The organism is Solwaraspora sp. WMMA2065 (genome assembly GCF_030345075.1).
Taxonomy (GTDB): domain Bacteria; phylum Actinomycetota; class Actinomycetes; order Mycobacteriales; family Micromonosporaceae; genus Micromonospora_E.
Genome location: NZ_CP128361.1, coordinates 2,910,177 through 2,923,991, shown reverse-complemented (window position 1 = coordinate 2,923,991; position 13,815 = coordinate 2,910,177). Strand labels below are relative to the sequence as shown.

The 13,815-nt window shown below is 71.7% G+C and carries 9 protein-coding genes; 7 read left to right on the top strand and 2 right to left on the bottom strand.

Annotated elements, in window-relative coordinates:
- The 3 genes from O7610_RS13185 to O7610_RS13175 all read left to right on the top strand — a co-directional run bounded on the left by O7610_RS13185 (nt 1) and on the right by O7610_RS13175 (nt 4,387).
- A complete protein-coding gene (locus O7610_RS13185) occupies nt 1-2,622 on the top strand; it encodes a valine--tRNA ligase (RefSeq protein ID WP_289213392.1) in 2,622 nt (873 codons plus the stop codon).
- A gap of 98 nt (nt 2,623-2,720) precedes the next feature.
- The gene (locus O7610_RS13180) at nt 2,721-3,992 is read left to right on the top strand and encodes a bifunctional folylpolyglutamate synthase/dihydrofolate synthase (RefSeq protein WP_289213617.1); all 1,272 of its coding nucleotides are present in this window, start codon (nt 2,721-2,723) and stop codon (nt 3,990-3,992) included.
- A gap of 11 nt (nt 3,993-4,003) precedes the next feature.
- Nucleotides 4,004-4,387 (top strand): DUF4233 domain-containing protein, encoded by a 384-nt coding sequence (locus O7610_RS13175; protein WP_289213391.1) that lies wholly within the window; start codon nt 4,004-4,006, stop codon nt 4,385-4,387.
- 18 nt (nt 4,388-4,405) lie between these two features.
- Here the strand turns inward: O7610_RS13175 and O7610_RS13170 are convergent, their stop codons facing one another.
- Entirely contained in the window at nt 4,406-5,932 is a 1,527-nt protein-coding gene (locus O7610_RS13170; RefSeq protein WP_281551033.1) for a VOC family protein, read from the bottom strand.
- Between the two features lie 212 nt (nt 5,933-6,144).
- Between O7610_RS13170 and ndk the strand changes: the two genes are divergently transcribed.
- From ndk to O7610_RS13150, 4 genes are all read left to right on the top strand, one after another.
- A complete protein-coding gene (gene ndk, locus O7610_RS13165) occupies nt 6,145-6,570 on the top strand; it encodes a nucleoside-diphosphate kinase (protein ID WP_281551032.1) in 426 nt (141 codons plus the stop codon).
- Nucleotides 6,571-6,689: 119 nt separating this feature from the next.
- The gene (locus tag O7610_RS13160; RefSeq protein ID WP_289213390.1) at nt 6,690-8,327 is read left to right on the top strand and encodes an alkaline phosphatase D family protein; all 1,638 of its coding nucleotides are present in this window, start codon (nt 6,690-6,692) and stop codon (nt 8,325-8,327) included.
- Between the two features lie 327 nt (nt 8,328-8,654).
- Nucleotides 8,655-11,801, top strand: a complete 3,147-nt coding sequence (gene ileS, locus O7610_RS13155; protein ID WP_289213389.1) for an isoleucine--tRNA ligase — start codon at nt 8,655-8,657, stop codon at nt 11,799-11,801.
- 74 nt (nt 11,802-11,875) lie between these two features.
- The gene (locus tag O7610_RS13150) at nt 11,876-12,601 is read left to right on the top strand and encodes a lysophospholipid acyltransferase family protein (protein WP_289213388.1); all 726 of its coding nucleotides are present in this window, start codon (nt 11,876-11,878) and stop codon (nt 12,599-12,601) included.
- A 12-nt stretch (nt 12,602-12,613) separates the two neighbouring features.
- Here the strand turns inward: O7610_RS13150 and O7610_RS13145 are convergent, their stop codons facing one another.
- Entirely contained in the window at nt 12,614-13,756 is a 1,143-nt protein-coding gene (locus tag O7610_RS13145; protein WP_289213387.1) for a hypothetical protein, read from the bottom strand.
- Nucleotides 13,757-13,815 lie beyond the last annotated feature (59 nt).

Sequence of the window (13,815 nt, the reverse complement as noted above, 5' to 3'; positions counted from 1 at the left end):
ATGTTGCCGGCCCAGTACGCTCCGGGCGAGGTCGAACAGCGGCGGTACGAGCGGTGGGTAGCCGAGGGATACTTCCGCGCCGACGCGGGTAGCGGGAAGCCGCCGTTCACCATCGTGCTGCCGCCGCCGAACGTCACGGGGTCGCTGCACGTCGGGCACGCACTCGACCACTCGATCCAGGACACGCTGATCCGACGCAAGCGGATGCAGGGCTTCGAGGCGCTCTGGCTGCCCGGCATGGACCACGCCGGGATCGCCACCCAGAACGTCGTGGAGCGGCGGCTCGCCGCCGAAGGGCTGTCCCGGCACGACCTCGGCCGGGACCAGTTCATCGACCGGGTCTGGCAGTGGAAGGCGGAGTCGGGCGGCACCATCCTCGGGCAGATGCGCCGTCTCGGGGACTCGGTCGACTGGGACCGGGAACGTTTCACGATGGATGAAGGTCTGTCCCGGGCGGTGCAGACCATCTTCAAACGGCTCTACGACGACGAGCTGATCTACCGCGCCGAGCGCATCATCAACTGGTGCCCGCGGTGCCGAACCGCCCTGTCCGACATCGAGGTGGAACACAGCGACGACGACGGCGAGCTGGTTTCCATCCGGTACGGCGAGGGCGACGCGTCGATCGTGGTGGCCACCACCCGGGTCGAGACGATGCTGGGCGACACCGCTGTGGCGGTGCACCCGGACGACGACCGCTACCGTCATCTCGTCGGCACCGAGGTTGAGCTGCCGTTGACCGGTCGGCGGATCCCGATCGTCGCGGACGCGCACGTCGATCCGACGTTCGGCACGGGCGCGGTGAAGGTGACCCCGGCGCACGACCCCAACGACTTCGAGATCGGCCAACGGCACGGGCTGCCGAGTCTGACCATCCTTGACGAGCGGGCGGTGGTCACGGCGGCCGGACCGTTCGAAGGACTCGACCGGTTCGAGGCGCGGCCGGCGATCGTCGCGGCGTTGCGGGCCGAAGGGCGGGTGGTGGCCGAGAAGCGGCCGTACGTGCACGCGGTCGGTCACTGTTCGCGGTGCCGGACCACGGTCGAGCCGCGGCTGTCGTTGCAGTGGTTCGTCCGGACCGGCCCGCTGGCGAAGGCGGCCGGGGACGCGGTGCGTGACGGTCGGACCCGGGTGGAGCCGCCGGAGCTGGCCGCACGCTACTTCGCCTGGGTCGACAACATGCACGACTGGTGCATCTCCCGGCAGCTGTGGTGGGGGCACCGGATTCCGGTCTGGTACGGCCCGGCGGGCGAGGTCGTCTGCGTCGGACCCGACGAGCAGCCGCCGGCCGGTGCCGGCTGGCGGCAGGACGAGGACGTCCTCGACACCTGGTTCTCCAGCGCGCTGTGGCCGTTCTCCACGCTCGGCTGGCCGGACCAGACCGACGACCTGCGGACCTTCTACCCGACCAGCGTGCTGGTGACCGGCTACGACATCCTGTTCTTCTGGGTGGCCCGGATGATGATGTTCGGGCTGTACGCGATGGAAGGCCGGCAGCCGTTCGACGTGGTGGCCCTGCACGGCATGGTCCGGGACCAGTTCGGCAAGAAGATGTCCAAGTCGTACGGCAACGTCGTCGACCCGCTCGACTGGATCGACCGGTTCGGTGCCGACGCAACCCGGTTCACCCTGGTCCGGGGCGCCAACCCGGGCGCCGACGTGCCGATCAGCGAGGAGTGGTGCCAGGGTTCCCGCAACTTCTGCAACAAACTGTGGAACGCCACCCGGTTCGCGCTGCTCAACGGCGCGCACCTGACCGGCGACCTGCCCGATCCGGCGGACCTGGGCATGACCGACCGGTGGATCATGTCCCGACTGCAGGAGGTGACGGCCCAGGTCGACCAGCAGTTCGAGGCGTTCGAGCTGGCCAAGGCGTGTGACACGCTCTACCACTTCGCCTGGGACGACGTCTGCGACTGGTATCTGGAGCTGAGCAAGCCGGTGCTGGGTGCCGGCGGGGGGGCCGCCGACCGGACCCGCCGGGTGCTCGGCCACGTGCTCGACCAGCTGCTGCGGCTGCTCCACCCGGTTACCCCGTTCGTCACCGACGAGTTGTGGTCGGCGCTGGCCGGGTCGGGCCAGCCGGTGGCCGGCAGTCTGATGGTGGCTTCCTGGCCGGTCGCCGATCCGGCGTGGCACGATCCGGCGGCGGAGGCGGAGCTGGCCGTGGTGCAGCGGGTGGTCACCGAGGTCCGCCGGTTCCGGTCGGATCAGGGGCTGCGGCCAACCCAACGGGTCAGCGCCCGGCTGACCGGTCTGGCCGACGCGGGCGTCGGCGGGCACGAGCCGCTGATCCGGTCGCTGACCCGGCTGGACGAACCGGCCGTCGAGTTCTCGGCCACCGCGAAGCTTGCCGTGACCGCGCAGGTCGGGGTCGAGTTCGACACCCGCGGTTCGATCGACGTGGCGGCTGAACGCGCCCGGTTGACCAAGGACCGGTCGGCGGCCAAGCGGGAAGCCGAGCAGTGTCGGGCCAAGTTGGGCAACAGCGCGTTCGTCGACAAAGCACCTGCCCCGGTGGTGGACAAGATCCGTACCCGGTTGACGGCGGCCGAGGCGGAGCTGGCCCGCATCGCCGGAGCGCTCGCCGCGCTGCCGGCCGCCGACGGTGAGCAGTCGTGACGGTACGTCGACCTGGAGCCACCGGCGGCGCGAAGCAGCGGCCGGGTGGCGAGTTCGCGCGGGTCGAGCAGGAGCTCGCCGACCGGGGCTTCACCAGGATGGTGTTCGACCTGGACCGGATCGGCCAGCTGCTGGACCTGCTGGGCAGCCCGCAGCGGGCGTACCCGTCGATCCATCTGACCGGGACCAACGGCAAGACCTCGACCGCCCGGATGATCGACTCGTTGCTGCGGGCCTTCGGGCTGCACACCGGCCGCTACACCAGTCCGCACCTGGAGACGGTGCGGGAGCGGATCAGCCTGGACGGTGAGCCGGTCAGCGAGGAGCGATTCGCCGCAGTGTACCGGGAGGTCGCGCCGTTGGCCGGCCTGGTTGACAAGCAGGCAGCGGAGCCGCTGACGTACTTCGACACGACGACGGCGCTGGCGTTCGCGACGTTCGCCGACGCCCCGGTCGACGTGGCGGTGGTGGAGGTCGGGCTGGGCGGCGCCGAGGACGCCACCAACGTGCTGTCCGCCGGTGTCTGCGTGATGACGCCGATCGGTCTGGACCACACCGAGTGGCTGGGTGACACCCTCACCGACATCGCCTGGGCCAAGGCCGGCATCGTGCACGCCGGGTCGACGGTGGTCACCGCGGTGCAGCCGGAGGAGGCGGCCGGGCCGATCCTGGACCGGTGCGCCGAGGTGGGGGCAACCATCGCCCGGGAGGGCGGCGAGTTCGGAGTGGTCCACCGCGCTGTCGCGGTCGGCGGGCAGATGCTCACGTTGCAGGGGCTCGGCGGCCGGTACGACGAGGTGTTCCTGCCGCTGCACGGGGCGCATCAGGCGCAGAACGCGGCGTTGGCGCTGGCGGCGGTGGAGGCGTTCCTCGGTGCCGGTCCGGGCCGGACGTTGGACGCCGAGCCGGTCCGGCAGGGCTTCGCCGGGGTGTCGTCACCAGGCCGGCTGGAGCGGGTACGCAGCGCGCCGACGATCCTGCTCGACGGCGCCCACAACCCGCACGGGATGGCGGCTACGGTCGCCGCGGTGCAGGAGGAGTTCGCGTTCCGGCGGCTCGTGGTGGTACTCGCCGTGCTGGCCGACAAGGACGCCGAGGCGCTGCTGGATCTGCTGGAGCCGGTGGCGGACGCGCTGGTGGTGACCGGCAACACGTCGCCGCGGGCGATGCCGGTCGGTCAGTTGGCCGGCCTCGCGGTCGAGGCGTTCGGCGTGGACCGGGTACGGGTGACCCAGCAGATGCCGGACGCGATCGAAGCGGCGGTGGAGCTGGCCGAGGCCGACCTCGACGGGGAGCTCAGCGGGGTGGGGGTCCTGATCACCGGGTCGGTGGTGACGGTGGCCGACGCACGCCGGCTGCTGACCCGGTGAGCGACGGCCCGGTGAGCGACGAATCCGTGAGCGACGACCCAGCCGGGCTGCCGCCGCGTCAGTCCGGGTTGCGCAACCCGTCGGCCGCCGCGCGCGGGCTCGGCGCGGCGACTCTCGGCCTGGAAGCGTTGGTGCTGGTGCTGGCGATCCAGCCGATCCGGATGCTGGGCGACGGCTCCGTCCCGGCGGCCATGGTGGCCAGCGCCGTCCTCGCCGTCGGCGCGGTGCTGCTCGCCGGTCTGCTGCGGCGCCGCTGGGCCTGGTACGCCGGCACCGTGCTGCAGGGGCTGGTCCTGCTCGCCGGTCTGCTGCACTGGTCGCTGCTGGTGGTGGGGGTGCTGTTCGGCATCGTCTGGGCGTACGTGTGGCACGTCCGGCGGGTCATTCTCAGCTGACCACAGCCGTCGCCGGGGTCACTGCGACACGTCGGCGTCGGACGTCGGCTGGTCGCGGTCACGCCACTCGATGATGGCGATGCCGTGGCCGTCCGGGTCGCGGAAAGCGGCTGCCCACAGCTCCAACCGGGCACCACGGTTGACTGCCCGGGGCGCGTAGGTGAACCGCACCCCTTTGGCCTTGAGTTCGTCGTGCATCCGTTGCAGGCCGTCGACTTCTAGGTTGAGGTGCATGAGCCGACGGTTGACCGGGGCGACCTCGGGCACCGACCGCAGCACCAGGCGGGTCTGCCCGGAGGCGAGCACTGCGTTTCCGTCACCGCCGTCGATCTCGAAGAAGCCGAGCATGTCGCGGTAGAACTCGACCGACCGGTCGAGGTCCGCGACGAGCAGGGTCAGACCGACGCCGTGAATCGGCCCGTGATCGTCGGCCGGTTCGCCGGCCAGGGTGTCGGGGCCGGCGGCGGCCAGGTCGGCGAGCGGTCCGTCCGGGTCGGGCACCGACCCGCCGTCGGGGTCGTCTGCGTCCGGGTCGGGCTGGTCGGCCAGCGCCGTCCCAGTGGCGGTCGGTGACTCGGCGCGGGCCTCGGCGGCGGCCCGGCCCCGGTCCGCTCCGGCGGTGACCGTGCCGGCCTCCGGCTCGGCGGGTGGGGAGTACGGCCGTGGCCGGGCACGGCGCGGCAGCGGCACCGGCTGCGGGTCCACCACCGTGCCGTCCACCACCTTGTGGCCGCCCGGAGACTGGCTCACCACGACGGGGTCGCCGACCTTGCCGGGGTCCTTGCCGGGGTTGCCGGGATCCTCCGGCTCGGACGGTTCGATGTCCGGGTCGAACCCTGGGGTGGCGAAGTCCGGGCGGGGGTTCTCCGCCGGGTCGCGTTGGCGCTGACGCGGATCGTCGGCCGGACCGGCGGGCTCGGCCGGATCGTCGTCGCGCAGCCCCGCACCGAGATCGGCGGTCCGGGTGGTGTCCGGGTCGAGGAACAGGTCGTCGGAGCGTCGCCGCACCCACGGCGGCTCCTCATCGACGTCGAGCAGGTCGTCGTCGAGGGTGCTGAAATCGGGCTCGTCGAACTCCGGCGGCAGGTCGGCCCGCTGCGCGGCGGCTTCGGCGTGGGTGAGCACGTCGTCCCAGATGATCCGTACGTGACGTTGGTCGTCGATGGCGACCATGATCGGCAGCGTGGCACCGGGGTCGGGCCACTTCGCCACCGGCACCCGGGGGTCGCGGACCTTGACCGACCGTGGCGGTACGCCCGGCGCGTCCACCAGGATCTGCAGTTCGCAGCGGCCGTAGGTGGAGGAGGCCGGCGGCTCGGAGACGCTGCGGACGTGGGCGATGCCAGCCACCCAGGCGCGCTCAGTGCCGGGGAACGCGGTGATCAGCACCAGGCTGACCGCGAGCACCAGCAGCGCCACGCCCAGCGCGGCGATCGCCCAGCTGGTCATGCCTGCGCCGAAGAGGATGATGAACGTGGCGAAAGTGCCCAGCACCGTGCCGATGAGCTTGCGGGCGGTGGAAACCGATCGATGGCCGTTCGCCACAGTAGACCTCCCTGCGTCAAGGCCAGGCTAGGCCGGGCCCGGCGAGGATGGAAGAGCCACGACCGGTGGCGTCGGTAGCCGCCGGTCCTCGTCCGTCCCCTGGCCCTCCATCATGACGCGCGGGGCGGCGTGGACCCACTAGGCTGGCAGCGCCAGTCCGTACCGGATCGCTCCGCAGGGGAGCGCTGCCGGTCCGTCGATAAGGAGCCAGCGTGTCCAGCCCCACCGATGTCGAACGTACCCTCGTGTTGATCAAGCCGGACGCGGTCCGGCGCGGCTTGGTCGGCGAGATCCTCGGCCGGTTCGAGCGTAAGGGACTGTACCTGGTCACCCTGCAGTCGCGCCGGATGGACGAGGACCTGGCCGGCGCGCACTACGCCGACCATGTGGACAAGCCGTTCTACCCGCCGCTGAAGGAGTTCATGACCGGCGGGCCGCTGGTCGCCCTGGTGCTCGCCGGTGACCAGGCCATCGATGTGGTCCGTGGGCTGATCGGCACCACCGACGGGCGAAAGGCGACGGCCGGCACCATTCGCGGCGACCTGGCGCTGTCCAACCGGGAGAACCTGGTGCACGCCTCGGACTCCCCGGAGAGCGCGGCCCGCGAGATCAAGCTCTGGTTCCCCGACCTGGGCTGACCCCGGTCGATCAGCCGCAGGTTGTCGGCCGGTTCGTGTGCTGGCCACCTGATTCGGGGGATCTCGCCACATTTCATCGATAGACCTCTTGGGGACACCGGACTTCCCAGGAGGATTCGATGAACCCATTCGACCGCCGTACCCTGCTGCGGGCCGGACTGGCCGGCGGCACCGGACTCGCTGGCGGCGCGCTGCTCGGCGGAGCCGGCGCGGCCGCCAGCGGGCCCGCAGCGTCGGGCCGGCCTGCGGCGCCGGCCTGGCACCCCACCGGCCGGCCGGTGCTCACCCACGGCGTCCAGAGCGGCGTGGCCGGCCCCGGCGAGGCCGTCGTCTGGACCCGCGCGGACCGGGTCGGCCGGCTGATCGTCGAAGTCGGCCGCCGGCCGGACCTGCGCGACGCCCGGCGGGTACGCGGCCCGGTGCTCGACAGCCGCGGCGACTACACCGGCAAGGTACGGCTGCGTGGCCTGCCCGCCGGCGAGCGGCTGCACTACCGGGTGCGGGTGGAGAGTCTGCACCGTCCCAGCCTGGTCAGCGAACCGTTGACCGGTTCGCTGAGCACCGCACCCCGCGCCGGTGGTCACCACGGACACCACCGGGGCCGGCCGGTCGGCGGCACCCGGGGTCGGGTCGACGACGTGCGGTTCGTCTGGACCGGGGACATCGCCGGCCAGGGCTGGGGGATCAGCGAGGACTTCGGCGGGATGCGGATCTTCGAGGCGATGCGGCGTGGCCGGCCGGACTTCTTCCTGTGCAGCGGCGACACGGTGTACGCCGACAACCCGCTCGCTGAGACGGTGACCCTGCCGGACGGGCGGGTGTGGCGCAACCTGGTGACCCCGGAGAAGTCCAAGGTCGCCGAGACGCTCACCGAGTTCCGTGGCCAGTTCGCCTACAACCTGCTCGACGCGCAGCTGCGGTCGTTCGCCGCCGAGGTGCCGCAACTCAACCAGTGGGACGACCATGAGGTGACCAACAACTGGTACCCGGGCGAGATCCTCACCGACCCGCGTTACACCGAGACCCGGGTCGACGTGCTGGCCGCCCGGTCCCGGCAGGCGTTCCACGAGTGGCTGCCGACCCCGGACGACGGACCGCTGTACCGGGTGGTCCGCTACGGGCCGCTGCTGGACGTGTTCGTCCTCGACATGCGCACCTACAAGGACCCCAACGACGGCAACACCTACGCCGACCCGCATCGGGGCCTGCTCGGCACCCAGCAACGGCAGTGGCTGATCCGCGAGCTCACCCGGTCGACGGCCACCTGGAAGGTGATCGCCAACAACCTGCCGCTCGGCCTGATCGTGCCGGACGGTGGCGCAGCCCAGGAAGGCATCGCCCAGGGCGACGGCGGCGCGCCGGCCGGGCGGGAGCTGGAGTTCGCCGAGATTCTCGGCGCGGCGCACCGGGCCGGTGTCACCGGTATCGTCTTCCTCACCGCTGACGTGCACTACACCGCCGCCCATCACTACGATCCGGCACGGGCAGCGGTGGCCGACTTCACCCCGTTCTGGGAGTTCGTCTCCGGCCCGGCGCACGCCGGGGCGTTCGGCCCGAACACCCTCGACGGTACGTTCGGCCCGGAGGCGGTGTTCGTCAACGCCCCACCGCGGGCCAACACCTCACCGGCCGATGGTTTCCAGCACTACGGCGAGGTGTTCGTCGACGGCGAATCCCGGGCGTTCACCGTGCACCTGCGCGACCGGGACGGCCGTTCGCTCTGGTCGGCCACCCTGCCGGCCTCGTCCGCCCGCTGAAACCGGAAGTGGCAGGCGGACGGAAACCAGCTCGACGGGTGGGATACGCTCAAAACTGAAGGCAACCCAAAGGCGACGACCCGGCCATCACCGGTGAGCCTCCGGAAGAACCGGCTACCACTGCCCGGCAGCGGCGGCCCCAGTAGAACCGGACGGGTCCGGCCCGTCACAGCCGGCCGATGAGCGGGCGGTCGCGCACCTCGGCGACCGCCAAGCGAGGTGGTACCGCGGCCCACCGTGGCGACGTCCGGCAGCAGTCGGCGACCCGCGACGGGTTCGTCCTCGCAGACCACGAGACAGTGAGCTGCGCGAGGAGAGGGCACCACCATGGCGTACCCGATGACCGACCCCGCCACCGGCGTGCCGGCCAGTCCGGACCTGCCCCAGGTGGAGCGCCGTGTCCTGGACTACTGGACGGCGGACAAGACCTTCGAAGCCAGCGTCGACCAGCGTGACCCGGGTCCGGACGGCGCCAACGAGTACGTCTTCTACGACGGCCCGCCGTTCGCCAACGGCCTGCCGCACTACGGCCACCTCTTCACCGGCTACGTCAAGGACGTGGTGCCGCGCTACCAGACGATGCGCGGCCGGCGGGTCGAGCGCCGCTTCGGCTGGGACTGCCACGGGCTGCCCGCCGAGGTCGAGGCCGAACGCCAGCTCGGCATCTCCACGAAGGCGGAAATCGTCGAGCTGGGCATGGAGCGCTTCAACGACGTCTGCCGCAGCTCGGTGCTGACCTACACGCAGGACTGGGAGCGTTACGTCACCCGGCAGGCCCGCTGGGTCGACTTCGTCAACGACTACAAGACGCTCGACCTGGACTACATGGAGAGCGTCATGTGGGCCTTCAAGGCCCTGTATGACAAGGGGCTGGTCTACGAGGGCTTCCGGGTGTTGGCCTACTGCTGGCGCTGTGAGACGCCGCTGAGCAACACCGAGACCCGGATGGACGACGTCTACCGCGACCGGCAGGACCCGACCGTCACCGTCTGGTTCGAGCTGGCGCCGGCGCAGCCCGGTGGCGAGCCGGAACGGATCGGGGTGTGGACCACCACGCCGTGGACGCTGCCGTCGAACCTGGCCCTCGCCGTCGGCCCGGACATCGAGTACGCGGTGCTGCAGCGCGACGGGCAGCGGTACCTGCTGGGGGCGGCACGGGTCGAGGCGTACGCCAAGGAACTGGACGGGTTCGAGCGGGTCGGCACGGTCCGCGGCGCCGACCTGGTCGGACGCCGCTACACCCCGCTGTTCGACTACCTGGTCGACCGGGCCGGCCCGAACGCCTACCAGGTCCTCGGCGCCGACTTCGTCACCACCGAGGACGGCACCGGGGTGGTGCACATGGCCCCGGCGTTCGGTGAGGACGACCAGAACACCTGCAACGCCGCCGGCATCCCGACGATCGTCACCGTCGACGACCACACCCGGTTCACCGCCCTGGTCCCGCCGTACGCGGGGGAGCAGGTCTTCGACACCAACAAGCCGATCATCCGTGAGCTGCGCGACCGGGGCCTGCTGCTGCGCCACGACACCTACACCCACTCGTACCCGCACTGCTGGCGCTGTGACACGCCGTTGGTCTACAAGGCGGTGTCGTCGTGGTTCGTGGCCGTGTCCACCTTCCGGGACCGGATGGTGGAGCTGAACCAGCAGATCTCCTGGACGCCGGCGCACGTAAAGGACGGCTCGTTCGGCAAGTGGCTGGCCGGAGCGCGGGACTGGTCGATCAGCCGGAACCGGTTCTGGGGCTCACCGATCCCGGTGTGGCGCTCGGACGACCCGGCCTATCCGCGGGTCGATGTGTACGGCTCGCTCGACGAGCTGGAGCGTGACTTCGGCGTACGCCCGGCCGACCTGCACCGGCCCGGCATCGACGAGCTGACCCGGCCCAACCCGGACGACCCGACCGGACGGTCCACGATGCGCCGGGTGCCGGAGGTGCTCGACTGCTGGTTCGAGTCCGGGTCGATGCCGTTCGCCCAGGTGCACTACCCGTTCGAGAACCGTGAGTGGTTCGAGCACCACTACCCGGGCGACTTCATCGTCGAGTACATCGGGCAGACCCGTGGCTGGTTCTACACCATGCACGTGCTGGCCACCGCGTTGTTCGACCGGCCGGCCTTCCGCAACTGCGTCAGCCACGGCATCCTGCTCGGCGCCGACGGGCGCAAGATGAGCAAGAGCCTGCGCAACTACCCGGACGTGTACGAGGTGTTCGACACCTACGGCTCGGACGCGATGCGCTGGATGCTGATAGCCTCGCCGGTGCTGCGCGGCGGCGACATGGCGGTGGTGGAGAGCGGCGTCCGCGACGCCGTCCGGCAGGTGCTGCTGCCGCTGTGGAACGTCTGGTACTTCTTCGCGTTGTACGCCAACGCGGAGGGCTACACCGCGACCCGGCGTACCGACAGCACCCACCTGCTCGACCGGTACGTGCTGGCCAAGACCGGTGAACTGGTCGACGAGGCCACCCGGCAGATGGACGGCTACGACATCTCCGGTGCCTGCGCCAGCGTGCGTACCTACCTCGACGCGTTGACCAACTGGTACGTCCGCCGGTCCCGGGACCGGTTCTGGTCCGGCGACACCGACGCGTTCGACACCCTGTACACCGTGCTGGAGACGCTCACCCGGGTGGTGGCGCCGTTGGCACCGTTGACCAGCGAGGAGATCTGGCGCGGGCTGACCGGTGAACGGTCGGTGCACCTGACCGACTGGCCGGCCGCCGGCGAGTTCCCCGCCGACCACGACCTGGTCGCGTCGATGGACGCGGTCCGCGAGGTCTGCTCGGCCGGGCTGTCGCTGCGCAAGGCCCGTAATCTGCGGGTCCGGCTGCCGTTGCCGGCGCTGACCGTGGCCAGCGCCGCCGCGCCACAACTGCGGCCGTTCGCCGACCTGGTCGCCGACGAGGTCAATGTCAAGTCGGTGGAGTTCACCGACGCCGTCGCCGACCACTGCCAGCAGGTGCTGACCGTGGTGCCCCGGGTGCTCGGCCCCCGGGTCGGCGGCCAGGTACAGGCGGTGATCCGGGCGGTGAAGTCCGGCGACTGGGCGCTGGGCGACGACGGCGCGCCGGTCGCCGCCGGGGTCCGGCTGGCCGACGGGGAGTACGAGTTGAAGCTGGTCGCCGCCGACCCGGAGCATTCCGCACCGTTGCCGGCCGGGCAGGGGGTGGTGGTGCTGGACACCACCGTCACGCCGGAGCTGGCCGCCGAAGGGCTGGCCCGGGACCTGGTCCGGGTGATCCAGCAGGCCCGGCGGGAGGCCGACCTGCGGATCACCGACCGGGTTCGGGTCACTGTGGTCGCCGGGGCCGAGGTGGCGGCGGCGGTACGGGCGTACCAGGACTTCGTCGCCGGTGAGGTGCTCGCCGACGAGGTGACGGTCGACCCGTCCGGGGCCGGCCCGGCGGGGGGATTCGCCGGTGAGGTGGGCGACGGTGAGCCGGTGTCGGTGCGGGTGCAGCGGGTCTGACCGGTCCGGGCGGGATCCCGTCCGCTACCGTGTCTGTCCGACCCACCCATGCCTGTCCCGTCGCCGGAGGATCCGTGCCGCCGCTGTATTCGATCGGCAAAGTCACTGTCGGACCAGCGTTGTTGCTGGGCTGGCGACCCAAGGTGGAAGGGCGGGAGAACATCCCCACCACCGGCGGGGTGATCCTGGCCGCGAACCACCTGTCCGTCGCCGACGAGTACTTCCTCGGCGCGGTGCTGCCCCGGCACGTGGCGTTCTGGGCCAAGGCCGAGTACTTCGACGGCACCGGATTCCGTGGGCTGCTGACCAAAGGCCTGGTGACCGGGCTCGGCGCGATCCGGGTGGAACGCGGCGGCGGGCGGGCGGCGCTGAGCGCCTTCGACGGCGCGATCCCGCTGCTGCGGGCCGGCCGGCAGGTGGCCGTCTTCCCGGAGGGCACCCGTTCGCCGGACGGGCGGCTGTACCGGGGCCGGACCGGGGTGGCCCGGCTGGCGCTGGCCGCCGGGGTGCCGGTCGTCCCGGTCGGGTTCGTCGGCACCGCGCAGATCCAGCCGATCGGGTCGCACTGGCCGAAGCTGAGCCGGGGCACGGTCACGGTCCGGTTCGGCAAGCCGCTCGACTTCACCGGGCGCGGCGATGACCGCTCCGAGATGCGTCGGATCACCGACGAGGTGATGAGCGAGATTCAGCAGCTCACCGGCCAGGAGTACGTGCCCCGGTACGCGCCACCGCGTACCGCCGGTGGGGCGAGGACCAGCGACGGCCAGCCGGGCAACGGTAACGGCGACGCCGCCGGCTGAGCCACTCCCGGGTCACTCCCGGCTGATCGCCTGGGCGCGTAGTTGCCCGGTCAACGTCGCGCTCTCCTCGACCGACCGGCGGGTGAACAGCGCGGTGCCGAGGCTGCCGTGGTCGGCCCAGGCGCAGACCACCACGTCGTCGCCGTCGGAGACGCCGGTTCCGCAGCTCAGGTGGGTGCCCCGGGTGCCGGTCTCGAACGTCTCGACGGTATCCATCTGGTACGCGTCGCTGATCCGGCCGACCTCGCTGTCCAGGTCGCTGCCCGGCGTCATCCGAAAACCGGTGATGCCGTAGAGCACCACGAGCTTGCCGTTGCCGTCCCGGTACACACCGGCGAAGGTGTCCTCGGCAAGCAGATGGGCGGTGCGCATCTCACCTTCCAACCGGGCGGCGGTCTCCTGGCTGGAGCCGTCGTCGCTGAGTCGCAGGTCGGCGACCTGCCCGGGGAGCGCGGCGTTCGCCGGGTACTGGTCCCACAGCGGCTTGCCGTAGTAGGCCGGACAGCCGCAGCAACAGGCGACGGTGAGCAGGGTGAACAGCGTCGTCTTCCATGGCCAGCGCCGTCGTCGGCGTTGTTGTCGGCGCTGCCGACGGGCCGCTTTTCCGGTCGGCGCCGGTGGCCCGGTGACCGGTGGCCCGGTGACCGGTGGCCCGGTGACCGGTGGCCCGGTGACCGGTGGCCCGGTGACCGGTGGTCGGGTCACCGGGAGCCGGCTCGGGTTCGGCGGGTGCGGACCGGCGACCGGTGGTGGCGTGTCCGGGGGCGAGGTGGGCGCGGGTGGGGCCACCGGCGGGGGGAAGGCCGCCGGTTCCGGCGTCGGCGGGTTGGCACCGGGCCATTCGTCGGGCGGGTCGGTCGGTTGACCCGCTGGCCAGGGGTCGGCGGCGGCCCACGGGTCGACCGGGGTGCGGGTCGCTGGATCGTCTTCGGCGTACCCGTCGGGTGGTAGCTGCAGGGTCGGGTCACGGGGTGGTGGCTGATCCGTCCGGGGGGCGTCCCGCTGCCACCAGCGCTGGCGCGGCCGCGGTGGCGGCACCGCTGCCGAGCCCCGCCACGGGGCCGGTGACGTGGCGGGTGACGTGGCCGGGTCGGACCCGCCCGCCCCGGCTGGCTGGTCCGTGGTCGGACCTTCATCCGGTTGCGGCTGCCGCATCGCAGATGCATCTCCTCTCGGACCCGTTCGAGGTTAGTACCGTGCGGCTAGCCCGGCCG

Coding starts and splice junctions, on each gene's coding strand:
- O7610_RS13185 (WP_289213392.1), top strand. CDS start 1: ATGTTGCCGGCCCAGTACGCTCCGGGCGAGGTCGAACAGCGGCGGTAC.
- O7610_RS13180 (WP_289213617.1), top strand. CDS start 2,721: ATGGTGTTCGACCTGGACCGGATCGGCCAGCTGCTGGACCTGCTGGGC.
- O7610_RS13160 (WP_289213390.1), top strand. CDS start 6,690: ATGAACCCATTCGACCGCCGTACCCTGCTGCGGGCCGGACTGGCCGGC.
- ileS (WP_289213389.1), top strand. CDS start 8,655: ATGGCGTACCCGATGACCGACCCCGCCACCGGCGTGCCGGCCAGTCCG.
- O7610_RS13145 (WP_289213387.1), bottom strand. CDS start 13,756: ATGCGGCAGCCGCAACCGGATGAAGGTCCGACCACGGACCAGCCAGCC.